16 protein-coding genes are annotated in these 16,767 nt (G+C 53.2%); 3 read left to right on the forward strand and 13 right to left on the reverse strand.

Going from position 1 to position 16,767, the window contains the following annotated elements:
* Nucleotides 1–3: 3 nt before the first annotated feature.
* The 8 genes from ptsN to DU000_RS10845 form a co-directional block, all read right to left on the reverse strand.
* Nucleotides 4–465 carry a PTS IIA-like nitrogen regulatory protein PtsN gene (gene ptsN / locus DU000_RS10810; protein ID WP_114403422.1) on the reverse strand — a complete coding sequence of 154 codons (462 nt, stop codon included), beginning with the start codon at nt 463–465 and terminating at the stop codon, nt 4–6.
* A 165-nt stretch (nt 466–630) separates the two neighbouring features.
* On the reverse strand, nt 631–963 hold the full coding sequence (gene hpf, locus DU000_RS10815) for a ribosome hibernation-promoting factor, HPF/YfiA family (RefSeq protein WP_114403423.1): 333 nt from the start codon (nt 961–963) through the stop codon (nt 631–633).
* A 91-nt stretch (nt 964–1,054) separates the two neighbouring features.
* Nucleotides 1,055–2,560, reverse strand: a complete 1,506-nt coding sequence (locus DU000_RS10820; RefSeq protein ID WP_114403424.1) for an RNA polymerase factor sigma-54 — start codon at nt 2,558–2,560, stop codon at nt 1,055–1,057.
* Nucleotides 2,561–2,593: 33 nt separating this feature from the next.
* A complete protein-coding gene (gene lptB / locus DU000_RS10825) occupies nt 2,594–3,355 on the reverse strand; it encodes an LPS export ABC transporter ATP-binding protein (protein WP_114403425.1) in 762 nt (253 codons plus the stop codon).
* A gap of 37 nt (nt 3,356–3,392) precedes the next feature.
* Nucleotides 3,393–4,073, reverse strand: coding sequence for a lipopolysaccharide transport periplasmic protein LptA (gene lptA, locus DU000_RS10830; RefSeq protein ID WP_114403426.1), 681 nt, complete (start codon nt 4,071–4,073; stop codon nt 3,393–3,395).
* Between the two features lie 120 nt (nt 4,074–4,193).
* On the reverse strand, nt 4,194–4,787 hold the full coding sequence (gene lptC / locus DU000_RS10835) for an LPS export ABC transporter periplasmic protein LptC (protein WP_158529693.1): 594 nt from the start codon (nt 4,785–4,787) through the stop codon (nt 4,194–4,196).
* Between the two features lie 16 nt (nt 4,788–4,803).
* Nucleotides 4,804–5,358: a KdsC family phosphatase gene (locus DU000_RS10840; RefSeq protein WP_114403428.1), complete on the reverse strand. Its 555-nt coding sequence runs from the start codon at nt 5,356–5,358 to the stop codon at nt 4,804–4,806.
* Nucleotides 5,358–6,377: a KpsF/GutQ family sugar-phosphate isomerase gene (locus DU000_RS10845; protein WP_114403429.1), complete on the reverse strand. Its 1,020-nt coding sequence runs from the start codon at nt 6,375–6,377 to the stop codon at nt 5,358–5,360. Before DU000_RS10845 ends, DU000_RS10840 begins: the two co-directional genes overlap by 1 nt.
* A gap of 65 nt (nt 6,378–6,442) precedes the next feature.
* Here DU000_RS10845 and DU000_RS10850 point away from each other — a divergent pair, with 65 nt between their 5' ends.
* A complete protein-coding gene (locus DU000_RS10850) occupies nt 6,443–8,440 on the forward strand; it encodes a monovalent cation:proton antiporter family protein (protein ID WP_114403430.1) in 1,998 nt (665 codons plus the stop codon).
* Between the two features lie 97 nt (nt 8,441–8,537).
* Here DU000_RS10850 and DU000_RS10855 read toward each other — a convergent pair whose 3' ends face one another.
* The 4 genes from DU000_RS10855 to DU000_RS10870 all read right to left on the reverse strand — a co-directional run bounded on the left by DU000_RS10855 (nt 8,538) and on the right by DU000_RS10870 (nt 11,970).
* The gene (locus tag DU000_RS10855; protein WP_114403431.1) at nt 8,538–9,209 is read right to left on the reverse strand and encodes a prepilin-type N-terminal cleavage/methylation domain-containing protein; all 672 of its coding nucleotides are present in this window, start codon (nt 9,207–9,209) and stop codon (nt 8,538–8,540) included.
* An 87-nt stretch (nt 9,210–9,296) separates the two neighbouring features.
* On the reverse strand, nt 9,297–10,094 hold the full coding sequence (locus DU000_RS10860) for a PDC sensor domain-containing protein (RefSeq protein WP_147267010.1): 798 nt from the start codon (nt 10,092–10,094) through the stop codon (nt 9,297–9,299).
* 21 nt (nt 10,095–10,115) lie between these two features.
* The gene (locus DU000_RS10865; RefSeq protein ID WP_114403433.1) at nt 10,116–11,267 is read right to left on the reverse strand and encodes an HD domain-containing phosphohydrolase; all 1,152 of its coding nucleotides are present in this window, start codon (nt 11,265–11,267) and stop codon (nt 10,116–10,118) included.
* 205 nt (nt 11,268–11,472) lie between these two features.
* Complete coding sequence (locus DU000_RS10870) at nt 11,473–11,970, reverse strand: copper chaperone PCu(A)C (RefSeq protein WP_158529694.1); 498 nt, start codon at nt 11,968–11,970, stop codon at nt 11,473–11,475.
* 209 nt (nt 11,971–12,179) lie between these two features.
* Here DU000_RS10870 and glmU point away from each other — a divergent pair, with 209 nt between their 5' ends.
* Nucleotides 12,180–13,544: a bifunctional UDP-N-acetylglucosamine diphosphorylase/glucosamine-1-phosphate N-acetyltransferase GlmU gene (gene glmU, locus DU000_RS10875; protein ID WP_114403435.1), complete on the forward strand. Its 1,365-nt coding sequence runs from the start codon at nt 12,180–12,182 to the stop codon at nt 13,542–13,544.
* A gap of 9 nt (nt 13,545–13,553) precedes the next feature.
* The gene (gene glmS, locus DU000_RS10880; protein ID WP_114403436.1) at nt 13,554–15,398 is read left to right on the forward strand and encodes a glutamine--fructose-6-phosphate transaminase (isomerizing); all 1,845 of its coding nucleotides are present in this window, start codon (nt 13,554–13,556) and stop codon (nt 15,396–15,398) included.
* A gap of 192 nt (nt 15,399–15,590) precedes the next feature.
* Here glmS and DU000_RS10885 read toward each other — a convergent pair whose 3' ends face one another.
* Nucleotides 15,591–16,754, reverse strand: a complete 1,164-nt coding sequence (locus DU000_RS10885) for a benzoate/H(+) symporter BenE family transporter (RefSeq protein ID WP_114403437.1) — start codon at nt 16,752–16,754, stop codon at nt 15,591–15,593.
* Nucleotides 16,755–16,767: the final 13 nt, after the last annotated feature.

Consider the following 16,767-nt stretch of genomic DNA (forward strand, 5'->3'; position numbering starts at 1 on the left):
CCTTCATGTGGCAAGTTGCCAGCTAATCAGCGCCTGATGTAGCACGCTAGCATCGGGCTCTGTTTGCAGCTGCTGGCGAAAGTCAGCATCAGACAGCATTTGGGCAATTTCCGATAGCATTTCTAGGTGTAGTTGGGTAGCCTGTTCAGGCACCAATAAAAAAAACAAGAGAGAAACCGGTTGGGCATCGGGCGAATCGAAGGGAATCGGCTCGCTGAGCCGCATAAAGGCGGCCAAGGGTTCTTTAATACCTTTAATCCGTCCATGGGGAACAGCCACCCCTTCGCCTAAACCGGTAGAACCCAGGCGCTCACGGGCAAACAGGCTGTCAAAGACTTTCGCACGAGCGATACCATGATTGTTTTCAAATAACAGGCCCGCGTGTTCAAACACCCGCTTTTTACTCGAGCCTTGTAAATTTAATAGCACATTGTTAGCGGGCAATAACTTGGCAATCAGTGACATGAGCAGATCCGGGCTGACAAAACATTCACAAGCGCAGCAAATTGAGCAATGATTATAGCCAGCTTGCTGCAATGCAGGGGGTTTTCTGTATGTCCCCTGCTTCGGACTGCACAAATAACAACGCCGCTCATGGCGAGCGGCGTTCTTGGTTCGACGTCAAAAGAGTTAGACGCTGGGTTGCTCCAGGCCGGTTCGTTTCAAACCCGGTTGCGAATGATCTTGGATTTTGTCTTTGTGTTTAATCACCTGGCGATCAAGCCGATCAATCAAGCCGTCAATGGCGGCATACATATTGTCATCGATTTGTTCAACATGAATGTCTTTGCCGCGCAGATGTAGATTGATTTCGGCCTTTTGACGGAGCTTTTCTACCGAGAGGATCACCGTCGCATCAATGACGTTATCAAAATGGCGCGTAATGCGCTCTAACTTATTGGTAATGAATTCGCGTAAAGCAGGGGTAACGTCAACATGATGACCACTAATGGTGAGATTCATAACCACTCCTTATTGAGCGAGCCGTAAAAAAGATAACGGATCGCGGGATAAACACAGTCTCTATTGCGAATAACGATGCACATACAAGGTATTACAGCACCTTGCGCAATGCAACCGGCGGAATTTTCAGTAATTCACGGTATTTGGCGACGGTGCGCCGTGCGACCATGAATCCTTGCTCCGCCAACATGTCGGCCAGTTGGCTATCTGATAACGGTTTTTTGGGTTCCTCCGTAGCAACAAGTTGTTTAATTAGAGCGCGAATCGCGGTAGACGACGCGGCTCCCCCAGCATCCGTAGCCACATGGCTACCAAAAAAATATTTAAGCTCAAAGATCCCCATCGGGGTGTGCATGTACTTTTGCGTTGTAACCCGCGAGATTGTTGATTCATGCAACCCCAGCGTATCAGCGATTTCACGCAAAACCAAGGGTCGCATCGCCATTTCGCCATGAGTAAAGAAGGCTCGCTGCCGCTCTACGATCGCTTGTGCAACACGCAGGATTGTGTCAAACCGTTGTTGGACATTTTTAATCAACCATTTCGCTTCTTGTAATTGCCCCCCAATTTCTTGCTGCGGTGACTGCAAACGATGTCGTTTAAGAATCTGTGCATATAGCTGATTCACTCGCAAGCGAGGCATGACTGCCGTATTTAAGCTGGCCTGCCACCCCGCACGCGTTTTTTTAACGATCACATCAGGTACCACGTAACTGGCGACTTCTTGTGAAAACTGGCTACCTGGGTGAGGGTCAAACGACTGAATTAATGATTGTGCGTCGCGCAATAAAGCATCGGTACAATTTAATTGCCGTTTGATTTTGTTGTAGTCGCGCGCTGCAAGAAGGTCAAGGTGATGGCGAATTAATATTTCAGCAAGCTGATGCAGTGCGGGATCAAGCGCCGCATGCTCACGGCGATATTGCTGCAACTGCAACAAGAGGCACTCCGTTATATTGCGCGCACCAATGCCAGCAGGTTCCATGTGCTGCAGCCAATGCAACGCGGCCTGGAGTTCTTCCTGCTCGATATCCAGTTCAGCTGGCAGATAGGCCTGTATCTCGGCTAGCTCAAGGCTGAGATAGCCATTGTCATCCAGTTCCTCAATCAGGATTCTGACCAAGGCTTTATCGCGTTGCGTCAAATTCAATGGCGCGAGTTGCTCCAACAAATGGTGACGTAAATCGGTGGTCGCCGCTACCTGTGGTGGCGCATAGTCATCATCCTGGTTGGTCTGCCGGTAGCCATCTTCGATACTCCATGTGGCCTCAGCCCCTATCTCTCCGGCATCCCTGTTATCCATTTCTGTCGGCGACGCTGCTGGTGTGGCAAAATCAGACGGGGCCGCAAGTTCGCCTTGGTTGTCGGTGACCACATCGGGGCTGGCCAGGTTATTTTGTACTGCACCACTTGCATTTAAGCGTAAGGCTTGATCGAGAAAATCATCCTCACGCTCTAAAAAAGGGTTGGTTAACACCACTTGCTCTAATTCAGCCTGCAGCTCAAGCGTAGACATTTGTAGCAGACGGATCGACTGCTGCAACTGCGGGGTTAACGCCAGATGCTGTGAGGTGCGAAGCTGTAAACCGACTTTCATCAGATAAAACCAATCGGGTCAAGTTAATCGCATTTACATGCGGAAATGTTCGCCAAGATAGACCCGCCGGACATTCTCATTTTCAACAATTTCGGCGGGTACCCCAGCAGCCAGAACCGTACCGGCATTGATGATGTAAGCATGGTCGCAAATACCGAGCGTCTCCCGCACATTGTGATCTGTAATCAGTACACCAATCCCGCGTTCTTTCAAAAAACGCACGATGCGTTGGATTTCAATGACCGCGATCGGGTCAACCCCTGCAAAGGGCTCATCTAACAAAACGAAGCGGGGTTTCGTCGCCAGCGCACGCGCAATTTCAACGCGCCGGCGTTCACCGCCAGACAAAGACAAGGCAGGATTGGTCCGAATATGGGTAATTTGTAAATCGGTTAGCAGCGCTTCCAACTGATCGTCAATTTGCGCTTGGGTATAGGGCTTGCCTACGCCGCGCGCAGCAGGTTGACGCTGCAATTCGAGCACCGCACGGATGTTATTTTCAACCGTCATTTTGCGAAAAACAGAGGCTTCTTGGGGTAGATAAGACAAACCAAGCCGCGCCCGCTGGTGGATGGGTAGGCGCCCAATCGATTGATCGTCAAGAAATATCTGTCCCGCATCGGTTTTGATCAGTCCAACCAGCATGTAAAAACAGGTGGTTTTACCCGCGCCGTTGGGGCCTAATAGACCGACCACTTCGCCACTTTCGACAGTTAGCGATACATCTTGGACAACCGTCCGGGTTAAGTAACTTTTTTTAAGGTGCTGGGCTACCAAGCGGCTGCGTGTCGTCATAGGGTCCAAACGAATGCGCTAAAAAATAATAAAGCCTTCATTCTCGCGGTGACCGCAAGTTGAGGCTTGGCTGTAAAGATGCGCCGGATGTGGGGGTAGCAGGTTTAGCCGGTTGCAATATGACGCGAACGCGGCCATCGGTTGTTGGGGTGCCCGCCACCGGGTTTGCGCTAGGCTTTCCCCCCTCTATGCTGTAGGTCTCACTGCGTTGATCGTAAGTAATCACGTTACCGCGGGCTTCATCGCCAACAATAACCCCTTCGAGGCGCTGAACTAGGGCCCGTTGACGCAAAATTACCTTTTCAGATTTGCCGTCATACTCAATGCGTTCTGCATAGCCCTCGTAGTATTGGTCTAGACCTTCGCGCTTTTGACGAAAGCTCGCGAGCTTGCCAGGTGCCGCTTGGCTAATCGCATATTGGTAGCCTTCTGGATCTTGCCAGAGCGTAATGGTTTCGCCCTTGATCACCATCGTGCCTTGCGTGATCACGACGTTACCGCTAAAAATATTGCGTTGTTTTAGGTCATCGTAAACCATCCGCCCCGCATCGATATTGATCGGTTTACTTTTATCGGCAGCCTCAGGCCAGACTGTCAGTGGCCACCCCACGGCGATCAACAATACGCCCAGCAGCTTTCGTGATCGATTAGCCAAGCATGCGAATCGGAGTTCACCGGTCAAGCGTCGTGGCGAAATAATGCTTATGCGGCCCATCATGCTCCATCTATTTCAGCAAACAAAGGCTTATTGTGCGCTATTTTTAGGGGCTTTGCAGCATTGGAATAGAAATTGCTTGTCAGCCACTTAAAAATCACGTCAAGCACAGCTTCTGCAAACTCAGCGGGTGCGGCTGGAGGTGCGGGCTAGCGGAAAAAGGGTGGCTTGAACTCGCCTTTCTAAGGTCAAGGTACGGGCTGTGTTGTCTAATATCAACCCTTCTCCCTGCAGCACACTCGCGCCGCGCTGGATCGTGACCAGCGCATCCGTTTTGATTAAGTCATCATCGGGCAGTAGCGTGAGTAGGTCACTCTCTACCGTTAAGGCCGGGGTCTCTGCGAAAGCCGCCTGCGTCAGCACAACCCCACGTGATAAGTCAATCTGCTGTTTCTGCGTGTCGGCTTCGGTAGTCAGCCATGCCTCTTCAGCGCGAATGGCGCGGGCACCTCGACGCATCGCAGGGTTTTCCTCTGTCGCTACGATAGGCTGCCGTAACCAAGCGCTACCATCGCCTGGAAAATGGCGCAGCTCTTGCGCTTGTAAGCGATAGGAAGCAAGGCCATCGCGGTCAAAGCGGGTCAAGACCACTTGCTCAATGATAAAATCGGGTTTATCACGTGGGGTCGGGCGACGTGGAGCATCATTGCTTTGTTGCAAGCGTTGCGCGAACCAGCCTGTCGCTAGCGCCAATCCAGCCAACAATAATAAAACCACGAGCCCCCAAAGCCGTTCACGCCACATAGCTTGCCACCAGTCCAGCGAGTTTGCCCTGGGCTTGTAAAATAAAATCACACGCTTCACGCACTGCCCCTGCCCCAGCAGGCGCCTGACTTTGCCAGTGCAAGTAGGGCTGCATGACCGCCGGCGTTGAAGGAACCCCTGCTGCAAAAATGGCACGCGTCATTACAGGTAGATCGACCACATCATCGCCCATGTAACCGCAGACGGCGGGGCCTACCCCTAAGTCCTGTTGCAATTGCGAAAAAGCGGCGGCTTTATCGTGAATCCCTTGCTGAACCCAGGTCAAGCCGAGTTCCTGGGCGCGCTGCGCGACCATCGGAGAACGGCGGCCCGTGATAATCGCCGTACGAATACCCGCTTGCTGCAACAGTTTGAGGCCGTGTCCATCCAGAGTGTGGAAGGCTTTGAGCATTTCTCCGTCCGGGCCATAATAAAGGCGGCCATCGGTGAGCACCCCATCGACATCAAAAATCATGACCTGCACGTTTGCCGCACGGCTTACCGCATCAGCGACCAAGGTTGAGCCAATCAGAAAATCTGTCATCAGACCACCTTCGCATGAAATAGGTCATGAATATTCAAGGCCCCCACCAATACACCTTGCGGATTCACCACTAAAAGCTGGGTAATATGATGTTGTTCCATCAGTTGCGCCGCACTGTCGGCCAACAGATCAGGGCCAATGGTGCGGGGGTTGGCCGACATGACGGCTGCAATCGTCAGTTGGTGAAACTCGCTCGCGGTTGTCACCGGGGTTGCCAACACACGTCGCAGATCGCCATCAGTAAAAATGCCGATTACCCGTTGCTCAGCATCAACCACAGCGGTCATCCCCATGCGCTTGCGAGACATTTCGAGCAAGGCGTCGGCCAAACTTGCTGACTGACTGACCACAGGCATGGCTTCGCCAGTTCGCATGACATCCCGCACATGCGTTAAGAGGCGACGCCCTAATGCACCACCAGGATGAGACCGTGCAAAGTCTTCTTCGCGGAAGCCACGCGCCGACAGCAATGCCACCGCCAAGGCATCGCCAAGGGCCAACGCTGCCGTGGTGCTGGCAGTAGGGGCAAGATTGAGCGGGCAAGCTTCTTTTTCAACCGCAGCATTCAAGTGTACCGTCGCCAGTTGCGCCATGCTCGATTGGGGTTTTCCGGTCATCGCGATCAGCGTCGCCCCCATCCGTTTAATCAATGGCATGATCGCCATCAACTCAGCACTCTCGCCCGAATTGGAAATCGCAATAAAAACGTCTTGGGCGGTGACCATACCTAAATCACCATGACTCGCTTCTGCCGGATGCACAAAAAAAGCTGGGGTACCGGTACTGGCCAGTGTGGCCGCCAACTTACGGCCGATATGGCCGGATTTGCCAATCCCCGAGACCACGACACGACCTTGACAAGCGAGTATCGTGCGCACCGCTTGCGCAAACTGAGCATCAAGATTGCGCTGCAAATTATCAATTGCAGCGGCCTCTATCTGTAACACCTCACGACCCAGCGCAATCAGTGGCGCGTCTTCTAACGACGCAGAAGAGATTAAATTTTTTACGACATTCATAGTTTGGCAACAGGCAGTTGGCGCTACACTAGTGGAAACAATAATTCAGTGAGGCAGTATAACGTATGGACTCTGTGCTGCAACTTACCCTATTGCTGCTTGGGGCGGCGGTTTGCGTGGTGGCCTTATTCCGTAAATTCAATTTGCCCCCGCTGCTAGGTTATTTGGTGGTTGGGATTGTGTTGGGGCCTCACTCTCTGGGCATGGCCAGCAATACCCCGGGCGCCCAACATCTGGCTGAATTTGGCGTGGTTTTCTTGATGTTTTCAATTGGCCTGGAATTCAGCCTGCCAAAACTGAAAGCGATGCGCAGAACGGTCTTTGGTCTCGGTTTGGCGCAAGTCTTTCTAACCATTGCCCTAACCTTGTCAGGGGCGGCTGTGCTGGCTTACGTGTTACCGCAATACTGGCAAGTCAGTTGGCAAGGCGCATTCGCGTTGGGCGGGGCGCTAGCCATGTCATCCACAGCGATTGTGATGAAGGTCATGGCCGAACGGCTGGAACTCGAATCGCCACATGGACGTGAAGTGACCGGCATTCTGTTATTTCAGGATATCGCCGTGGTCCCATTGCTGATTCTGGTTCCGGCACTGGCAGCACCCAGCGAAGATTTACCGTTTCGTCTCGGGTTAGCGCTGTGTAAAGCGGCCTTGGTTCTGTTTATTTTGCTGTTTGTCGGCCAAAAATTGATGCGTAGCTGGCTGCACTTCGTTGCCAGCCGGCGCTCTCAAGAGCTGTTTATGCTCAACCTGCTCTTAATCACGCTCGGGCTAGCCTATATCACCGAGGTCAGCGGCCTCTCATTGGCGTTAGGTGCATTTGTTGCCGGCATGTTGATTGCGGAAACAGAATATCGTCATCAGGTGGAAGAAGATATCAAGCCGTTTCGCGATGTCTTATTGGGACTCTTTTTTGTGACGATTGGCATGCAACTGGATCTGCGGGTCGTCCAGCACCAGTTTCCGATCGTGGCGCTACTAATGCTTTTACCGGTCCTCTTGAAACTGGTGGTCATTACCGGCTTAACCCGCTGGTTTGGTGCGCCGAGCGGCACCGCGTTACGCACCGGGCTTTATCTAGCCTCTGCGGGGGAGTTTGGCTTGGTGTTGATCAATCAGATCGCAGGTTTGAATTTATTAGATCCGGTTTTGCTGCAAAGTATTCTGGCAGCGATGTTGCTCTCGATGTTGTTGGCCCCATTTATGATCCAGCACGCAGATCGGATTGTATTGCGGGTTTCCAGTACTGAATGGATGCAACGATCACTCGAATTACACAAAATTGCGGCCCGCAGCATCGTCACGAAAAAACATGTTGTCATCTGTGGCTTTGGCCGCAGCGGCCAGCATTTAGCGCGGTTTTTAGAGCAAGAACAGATCCCCTATGTGGCGCTCGATTTAGATCCTGATCGGGTGCGTGAGGCAGCTGCAGCGGGTGATTCGGTGGTCTATGGCGATGCGGGACGGCGTGAGGCGCTAAGTGCCGCCGGGATTCAACGTGCTGCTGCTATTGTGGTGACCTATACGGATACCGCTTCAGCACTGAAAGTACTCCACCATAGCCATGAGTTGGCGGCGCAGGTGCCGGTCATTGTACGTACGCTCGATGACCGAGAAATCAATAAACTACAGCAAGCAGGCGCGGCCGAGGTTGTCCCTGAGATACTTGAAGGTAGTTTGATGTTAGCCTCGCATGCACTGGTATTGCTGGGGGTCCCGTTACACCGTGTTGTGCGCCGAGTTCAGCAAGCCCGGGATGAACGCTACAGCATGTTGCGCGGTTATTTCGGTGGACAAAGCGATGCGGCGGATGACATTACCAGCGACAGTGAATCTGTTCGGCTACATTCAATCCCGATCACGGCGGGCGCAGCCTGTATTGGTCAGACCCTCGCGCAACTCGGATTGGCTGCGATCGGCGTGGAAGTCATGGCAATTCGGCGCCGCGATGTCCGTGCTAATAACCCCGATCAGCAGACCGTCATTCAGATTCATGATGTTGTTGTCGCCCGTGGCAAACCCGAAGCGCTAACCCTGGCCGAAGCGCGCTTGCTGGAAAAATAGCGCGGCGCTGAACAACCTCATAAAAAAAACCTCTCACAAGAGAGGCTTTTTTTACTTTGCTTCGTAATACTGGAACTACGGTACGGTCAATCCTTGTTTAGAAACGCAGACAGGCCGTTAGATTCTGATCTATCGTGGCAACGTTGTAGACCGCAGCGGCAACTTGTGCGGTTGCATTTGCAGCGGCATTCACTGCCGTAGCACGGAAGGACCCGGTATTGCCAACGCTATCGTCAACTTGCGCATCTATGGCCTGCGCATAACGTGCCGGCAAGCTGCCCGCACATACCACCACGCCTGATAATGCCCCAGTTGGCCCAGTTAGCGTTGCGGCGGTACCCGCTTGAATACCCAACAAACCACCAGCCGCATGAGAAGGTTGCAGACCTTGCTGGGCGATCCCCACGCCACCACCCGTCATAAAACCTGCCAAACGCGTGTGTTGCCAAAATAGAGAGGATTCATTACCGACGGCAGGGGCAACGTTATACAAGCTATTGTAGACTCCATTACCAGTACCGTTATTGGCACCATTAAAACGGTTAGCGGCCTGCGCATCATCCCCAGGCACCGCTCGGTAGCGATCCTGGTAGGCGTAGTATGCTGCCGAGACACCACGCATGTCATTGATCACGTTTTTAATCTTGCTGTTCTCAATCAGCTCTTGGCCTTTCAATACACCGCCCAATAACAGGCCAATGATGACCAAGACAATGGCGATTTCAACCAAGGTAAAGCCACGTTGCTGTGTATGATTAATGACTCGCATGAAACACTCCTTTAATGGCAATCTTCACGTTACATCTAACCAGAAATCGGCAAAAATGCAAACTCAAAAGCGCAAACAATTGATAACTTAATGCCCTGCTGGCATCGGTTTGTGGTTTTCTAGCTCACGTAGGCGCTGGCTCATTAACAGAAAATCGCGTTGGTCCATCCATTCGCCTGCAGCCAGCATGCCGCCTAATAAGACTTTAGCGGTCTCAATCTCACCCAAGTCTTCCAAAATAAACACTTCTAACTGCCTTGCCCAGTGGGGAAGCTTGGCCTCAGCCGGCGCATGCCGGAGTTGATTCGCATATTGCCTCGCTAACCCTTTCCCTGTCGCGCGCTCCATTGACGTTTTTCCAAACTGATGCTGCGCAACATAAACAGCATGTACCAACCAGGGCCAATAGGCAGCTGGATTTGCTGAGAAATGCGTTGCAGCAAAATCCAGCATGGTTTGCTGCTGACTCGCCGAACCGCTCTCCCCGTAGATTCGGGTTGCCAGCATCATCGCATAGCGGCCTGGTAGGCTGCCAACTGCTTGTAGTGGTTGGCTTAACGCCAAGGCCAACCATTGTTGTAGCACGGCGTAGTCTAGGTCATGCCAGCGCACTGGCTGTTGCAGTGCTGGATGCGGCAAGGTCGATGCTGAGCGCAACCCACTCTCTGCCGTTTGCGCCCATAAGACAGCGGCATAGCCGGCTAACAACGGGTCATTGAATGATTGTAATTGCCACTGTAATCGTGTTGGTGGGGGCTCTATCGCTGTCATCTCTTGGCGTTGTTGCCGGATAGATTGCGAAAGCCAGGCATTAGCCCCTAGGAAAGCCAGTATTCCGACGAGCAGGCTCTGCCTAACATACTGGCGAGTATGAGATATCAACAACTCGCCCTCCAAACATCGACATCAACCATTTGCGGCATTACCGGCCAGCAATTTGCGTACAATTGGATTGAACACTCTGACCCAGTCTTGGGTAAATTGATCTGCACAGGCATTTAACTCCGTAATGGCGCGCATGGCCGACTTTTTGAATTGACGGTCAGCGCGCGGATGTGTCATGGCCTCAAACGCATCTAATATAGCAATCAATTTAGCGCCCGGATGAATTTGTTGTGCGTTCAGTGCAAGCGGGTAGCCCGTTCCATCCAGACGCTCATGATGCTGCAAAACCATTTCAGCCGCATCCGACCAGCCGGCCATACGCTCTAACAAGCCTGCGCCTAATACTGTGTGCTGACGAACTTGGGCAAGTTCGACATCATCCAAGCGTCCCTCTTTGGTCCAGATACTTTCGGGTAGCATCGCCATGCCTATATCGTGGATATAGATTGCCGCTTCCAATTGGACGGGATCCACGGGATGCCCGGCTGCGGCATTCGTCTGCATCGCTAACTGTAATAGTCGGTCTGTTCGCCCCTCCCAGTACCCCGAACGCTTTTCCAGCTGCAAACTCATCTGCCGGAAAAACCGCAAATCCTCTTTTTGCTCTTCTGCGGCCGTTTCGTTGTAAATATCCGCTTTGGCCTCAGGTTGTGGCAAAGACACTTCTGTGATGTGTGGCTGCACCACCTCGCCGCCGGTAATCTTCTGCACCGCAGCCCGTGCCATATCATCCACTTCATCACGGTTTGCCATGTAAAGATCGCGCATCGCTTGCAACATTTCTGGCAAATGCAAGCTGGCTAAGGATTGCCCGGCTGACATATATTGTGCGGTTAAGCGAATCCGGTCCAATACCAGCAAAATGACTTCGCCGACCAAGGGCGTAAAACGCAGCGCGCCCGCCCGTATCGCGCCAACGAGATCTTCTAGTGGGTGGGCGATCGTGACGATACCCTCCAGATTACACATTGCTGCGTTGCTTTTAACGGTATGTAGCGCGCGGAATAAGGCGTTCAATTCAGCCCGGTCTTGCGGATTTCGGGATAGGTTCTGTAAGTGCTCCTCGACTTCCTGCATGCTCATTGGAAAAACATCGAGGTATTCTTGTAAATCCTCTAACTGCTGCTCGCGCTGTTCTGCTAACTGTTGGTTTAGCTCTACGTCGTAGCCCATGTGTCATCCTCCCTGTTCAGGATATCACTCACTTTTGGATCAGTTCTATCTGCTTGCGGCCGGTTAAGTGTTGCCGACAACAACGCCCCCATTAATAGGGCGCATTTACTCTCTTTACGGCGATCACGCTCAGAACCTGAGATAGAAAATGAACAATCAGTGAGGATATAGGTTGGACTAAGGCAGTGACATCGAATCGATAAGACTAAGGGGCGCTTAGGGTCGCTGCAGAATACACAGGAACCTCGGTCGTGATGGTTTGGGTTTTGCCTGCGCTGAGAAAGACCAATGTCAGTGGCACCCCCTCGCCTGCTCGTAAATTATGCAGCAAGTCCGTTAAAACTAAGTGGGGTCCTCCTGCTTTAAGGATCAATTCGCGCCCCGCCAATAACTCCAGAGAAGGGATTAAACGGCTACGCATCACCCCCTCCTGCACGGTAACCTCCTGTAAGGCCACTCGTCTGGCCATCGGACTGCTGGCGGCAATCAAAGTCGCTCGGGTATCGCTTAACAGCGTGAGAAAGATTGCAGCATGCCGCTGCCCTTCGATCGTCGCGCGCGTCCATGCCTGCTTAATGACAATCGCCTGGATAGTAGCCGAGCGCCCCTCTGCCCGACCTATTCCGGCACTGAATAAGAACAATAAACACCCAACAATCGTTGCGGACCAGGGCCCACGACTGCGAAAAAAAACGAATTTCATCGACATCGCTTGCAGCAAAAGAGGCTAACAATATGCCGTGAGGCAGACTTGCTGTTAACTAGGGCAAACCATGAGCAGCTTAAGGTAAGGTGTACAATCTTACCTATTGCATTACAGATGAAAATCTAGGCAAACTTATTCGCTTTCTCTGAGCACAGACAGATATCAGGGATAATTAGAGATTAAGCTGTTTAGCCTACTCACCTATTATGAACATCGTCATTTTGGCGGCCGGCATGGGTAAACGCATGCAGTCGGCGCTGCCTAAGGTCTTACATCCGATTGCCGGAAAACCCTTGCTTGCGCACGTGGTTGATGCTGCCCGCCAACTTCACCCCACTACCCTCACGATTGTTTATGGGCATGGTGGCAATATCGTCCGTGAACGCCTGCCAGAGACTGATTTACAGTGGGCCAAGCAAGAACCACAATTAGGGACCGGGCATGCGGTACAGCAAGCTGTGCCACAACTGAACGACGCCGTGCCCACGCTGGTGCTCTATGGCGATGTGCCTCTTACTAAGGCCGCGACCCTACAAACACTTGTCGCCACCGCCGGTAACGACAAACTCGCGCTGCTCACCCAAGTTCTGGCCGACCCTACTGGCTATGGTCGGATTGTGCGTGACTCTAGTACGGGGAACATTCAGCGCATCGTTGAACAAAAAGATGCCACCGATACCGAGAAAGCGATCACCGAAACCAATACCGGGATTCTTGTCGCACCCACACCCGCGCTCAAGCGCTGGTTGGCAGGGTTATCGAATCAAAATGCCCAAGGCGAGTACTACCTCACGGACATCGTGTCTGCTGCCGTTGCGGACGGTGTGCCTGTCGTCGCCAGCCATCCGAATGCCGAATGGGAAACCCTCGGTGTGAACAGCAAAGTCCAGTTGGCCGAATTAGAGCGCTTGCATCAGCAAAATCTCGCCCGGGCACTACTTGAACAAGGCGTCACCTTAGCCGACCCGGCCCGCATTGATATTCGCGGGCAGCTCAACTGCGCACGCGAAGTATTCATTGATGTGGGCTGCGTATTTGAAGGCACGGTCAGCGTGGACGAAGGGGCGCAGATTGGCCCTTACTGCGTGATTAAAAACGCTACCATTGGTGCGGGGGTTAAGCTCGCCGCCTACACCCATATTGAAGACGCCACGGTCGGCAGCGCCAGTGTGATTGGCCCGTTTGCCCGTTTGCGTCCCGGCACCCAATTGGCCGAAGACGTGCATATCGGTAATTTTGTCGAAGTTAAAAACAGCCAGATTGCCGCACATTCCAAAGCCAACCATCTCGCTTATGTCGGCGATGCCGATGTCGGTAGCCGCGTCAATATTGGCGCAGGCACTATCACCTGCAATTACGATGGCGCCAACAAGTTCCGCACCATTATCGAAGACGATGTGTTTATCGGCTCCGACTCGCAATTGGTCGCCCCCGTGCGTGTGGGCGCAGGGGCCACTCTTGGCGCGGGCACCACGCTTACCAAAGACGCGCCCGCCGGGCAGCTGACGGTGAGCCGTAGCAAACAAATTTCGATTGAAGGCTGGCAACGGCCCGTCAAGATCAAAAAGTAAGGACAGACTATGTGTGGAATTGTCGGTGCAGTCGCTCAACGGGATGTGGTGCCAATTTTATTAGAGGGCTTACGCAAGCTTGAATATCGTGGCTACGATTCAGCCGGTTTAGCCTACCTGGATGCTGAAAATAACTTGCAACGTTTGCGTGCCGTGGGGCGCGTAGTCGAACTAGAAAACCAAGTGACGGCCCACCATGCGCAAGGACAAACCGGCATCGCCCATACCCGTTGGGCCACGCACGGCGTACCCAGTGAACGCAATGCCCACCCGCACGCGAGCGTGGGTGGCGCACATCAAGTGGCCGTTGTTCATAACGGCATTATTGAAAATCACGAACCCATGCGCCAGCGCTTGCAAGGTTTGGGTTATACCTTTTTGTCCGATACCGACACCGAAGTCATTGCGCACTTGGTGCACTACAACCTCAGCCAAGGGTTGGAATTTTTTGCGGCGGTACAAAGCGCCGTACGTGAACTTGAAGGGCTGTTTGCGATTGGCGTGCTTAACCCCGCCCAGCCGCACCGTGTGATTGCCGCCCGCAAAGGCGCGCCACTCTTAGTCGGGGTTGGTGAGGGTGAGAACTTTATCGCCTCCGATGCCTCCGCGCTCCTGCAAGTCACCCGCAATATGGTGTACTTGGAAGAAGGCGATATGGTTGATTTGCGCTTAGATGGCTACACCATCGTCGATACCCAAGGTCAAACCGTACAGCGTCCCGTCGTTGAAAGTAAGCTTAGTGCCGACGCCGTCGAGCTCGGCCCCTACGACCACTACATGCAAAAAGAAATTTTTGAGCAACCTGGTGCTCTCGCCAATACGCTCGAAATGGTCAGCAATGCCAGCGCGCTTTCGCCCAATTTGTTTGGTGCAGAAGCCGTTGATATTTTTGCCCGCACCCAACAAATCTTGATTCTGGCTTGTGGCACCAGCTACCACGCCGCGTGCGTCGCCCGCTATTGGTTAGAAAGCGTGGCGGGCCTGCCGACTACCGTCGAAATTGCCAGCGAATACCGCTACCGCACCAGCGTGGCCTTACCCAACACCTTGGTGATGACCATTTCGCAATCCGGTGAAACCGCCGATACCATCGCCGCGCTTCAACATGCCAAGTCACTCGGCATGAACGACACCCTCACCATTTGCAACGTACCCGAATCTGCGCTAATTCGCCAAAGCAAGCTGCGCTTCCTTACCCGCGCAGGCCCAGAGATTGGCGTGGCGTCGACCAAAGCCTTTACCACCCAGCTCGCCGCCTTGTTTGTACTGGTCTTGGTGTTAGCGAAACAACGCGGGCAACTCGCCCCAGCACAAGAGCAAGAGCTGCTCGCCGCGCTGCGCCACTTGCCCGCCGCCATGCAACACGTGCTGGAGATTGAACCGCAAATTCAAACTTGGGCCAAAGCATTTGCCGATAAGCGCCACACCCTCTTCCTCGGACGCGGTGTGCATTACCCCATCGCTCAAGAAGGCGCACTCAAGCTCAAAGAAATCACCTACATTCATGCTGAAGCTTATGCTGCGGGTGAACTCAAGCATGGCCCGCTCGCGCTGGTGGACGCCGACATGCCCGTCGTAGTGGTCGCACCGAACGATGCGCTCATCGACAAACTCAAATCTAATCTGCAAGAAGTGCGTGCCCGGGGGGGCGAGCTGTTTGTCTTTGCCGACCGCGACACGCACATCAGCGAAGAAGATGGCGTGCATGTGATTAACCTCGTTGATCACGCCGGCCTGCTCTCGCCAATCCTGCATGTATTGCCATTGCAATTGTTGTCGTATCACGCCGCGCTCGTCAAAGGCACGGATGTGGACAAGCCGCGCAATCTTGCGAAATCTGTCACAGTTGAGTGACAGATTTCGCACGCGGCTTGCGGCGCAGGCTAACGTGAGCAAAGCGAACGTTAAGCGTAGCGGCCGTAGCCACAAACGCAGCTAAATTTGGGCTATAAATACGCTGGCAAATTTCCGGTTTAGGGCGACCCTCATATCGCGTCGCGATGTGATGGGGAGACCACAAGCCAGGAACTCGCTTCATTGGGCCAGTTACTTACGGCTCCAATAAGCCCTTGCCGCCACCCCTAGCAACAGCCCCCAACAGGCAGCGCTGATACCCAATAGCGATATACCGGAGGCGGTGACAAGAAAGGTCAACAAAGCGGCATCCCGCTCACGCGTTTCTTGTAATGCATTGGCCAAACTTTGACCAATCGTGCTTAACAGGGCCAACCCAGCAATAAGCGCAATTAAGGCGCCAGGCATGGCCGAAAATAAACTGATCACCGACGCGCCCGCCAAGCCGACCAAGCAATAAAACACACCGGCAAATACCGCTGCTATGTAGCGTTTTTCAGGGTCAGGATGCGCATCGCGGCCCAAACAAATCGCTGCAGTGATGGCCGCGAGGTTGAGGGCAAAACAGCCAAAAGGGGCCAGCAAAACGGTGGCGATACCGGTCCAACCAATCAAGTTAGAAATAGGCGGTTGATAGCCTGCGGCACGCAATGTCGCCGCACCTGGGGCATTTTGTGATGTCATCGTGACCACAAACAAGGGTAAAGCCAGGTTCAGCACAGCGGCCACATCAAAGATCGGCGTTATCCATACCGGCTTGGCCCAATGCAACGATATTTGCTGCCAGGATAATAATCCTTCCGCATTAGCGACGAGCATGCCCATCACCAAAGCCAGGGGCACCGCAGTCCGTGGCGCCCAAGGCCGCACCAAAATATAAGCGAGCAACATCAGGCTGCCCAACAAAAGATGCGCTTGCAATGTGCTGAAGGCCTGTAAACCAAACTGCAACAAAATACCCGCCAACATGGCAGCCGCTAAAGACGGCGGCAGATGCTGCAGCAAGCGGTCAAACCACCCGGTAAACCCTACCAGCGCAATCAGTAAACCCGCCACCATAAAAGCACCGATCGCCGCAGGCATCGCCACCCCTGCGCCACTCACAATCAGCATCGCGGCACCCGGTGTTGACCAAGCCGTCGCAATCGGTGTTTTGTAATATAAGGATAAGCCGATGCTGGTCAGGCCCATGCCTAATCCGAGTGCCCACATCCATGAGCTTAATTGCGCCGCATCAGCACCCAGTGTTTGTGCCGCTTGAAAAATGATGGCAACCGAGCTGGTGAAGCCCACCAAGACAGTCACGAAGCCGGCTACCAGCGCTGATAGAGAAAGGTCTTGCCAGATTTTTTGCATATTGTTGGGCTGC

The organism is Parvibium lacunae (assembly GCF_003335215.1).
GTDB classification, from domain to species: domain Bacteria; phylum Pseudomonadota; class Gammaproteobacteria; order Burkholderiales; family Burkholderiaceae_D; genus Parvibium; species Parvibium lacunae.

Bases quoted from the DNA above. Each gene is read 5' to 3' on its own strand.
- DU000_RS10870 (WP_158529694.1), bottom strand. From the start codon at position 11,970: ATGAAATTCGTTTTTTTTCGCAGTCGTGGGCCCTGGTCCGCAACGATT.
- glmU (WP_114403435.1), top strand. From the start codon at position 12,180: ATGAACATCGTCATTTTGGCGGCCGGCATGGGTAAACGCATGCAGTCG.
- lptA (WP_114403426.1), bottom strand. From the start codon at position 4,073: ATGATGGGCCGCATAAGCATTATTTCGCCACGACGCTTGACCGGTGAA.
- DU000_RS10855 (WP_114403431.1), bottom strand. From the start codon at position 9,209: ATGCGAGTCATTAATCATACACAGCAACGTGGCTTTACCTTGGTTGAA.
- ptsN (WP_114403422.1), bottom strand. From the start codon at position 465: ATGTCACTGATTGCCAAGTTATTGCCCGCTAACAATGTGCTATTAAAT.
- DU000_RS10885 (WP_114403437.1), bottom strand. From the start codon at position 16,754: ATGCAAAAAATCTGGCAAGACCTTTCTCTATCAGCGCTGGTAGCCGGC.
- DU000_RS10820 (WP_114403424.1), bottom strand. From the start codon at position 2,560: ATGAAAGTCGGTTTACAGCTTCGCACCTCACAGCATCTGGCGTTAACC.
- DU000_RS10845 (WP_114403429.1), bottom strand. From the start codon at position 6,377: ATGAATGTCGTAAAAAATTTAATCTCTTCTGCGTCGTTAGAAGACGCG.
- DU000_RS10840 (WP_114403428.1), bottom strand. From the start codon at position 5,358: ATGACAGATTTTCTGATTGGCTCAACCTTGGTCGCTGATGCGGTAAGC.
- DU000_RS10850 (WP_114403430.1), top strand. From the start codon at position 6,443: ATGGACTCTGTGCTGCAACTTACCCTATTGCTGCTTGGGGCGGCGGTT.
- lptB (WP_114403425.1), bottom strand. From the start codon at position 3,355: ATGACGACACGCAGCCGCTTGGTAGCCCAGCACCTTAAAAAAAGTTAC.
- hpf (WP_114403423.1), bottom strand. From the start codon at position 963: ATGAATCTCACCATTAGTGGTCATCATGTTGACGTTACCCCTGCTTTA.
- DU000_RS10865 (WP_114403433.1), bottom strand. From the start codon at position 11,267: ATGGGCTACGACGTAGAGCTAAACCAACAGTTAGCAGAACAGCGCGAG.
- glmS (WP_114403436.1), top strand. From the start codon at position 13,554: ATGTGTGGAATTGTCGGTGCAGTCGCTCAACGGGATGTGGTGCCAATT.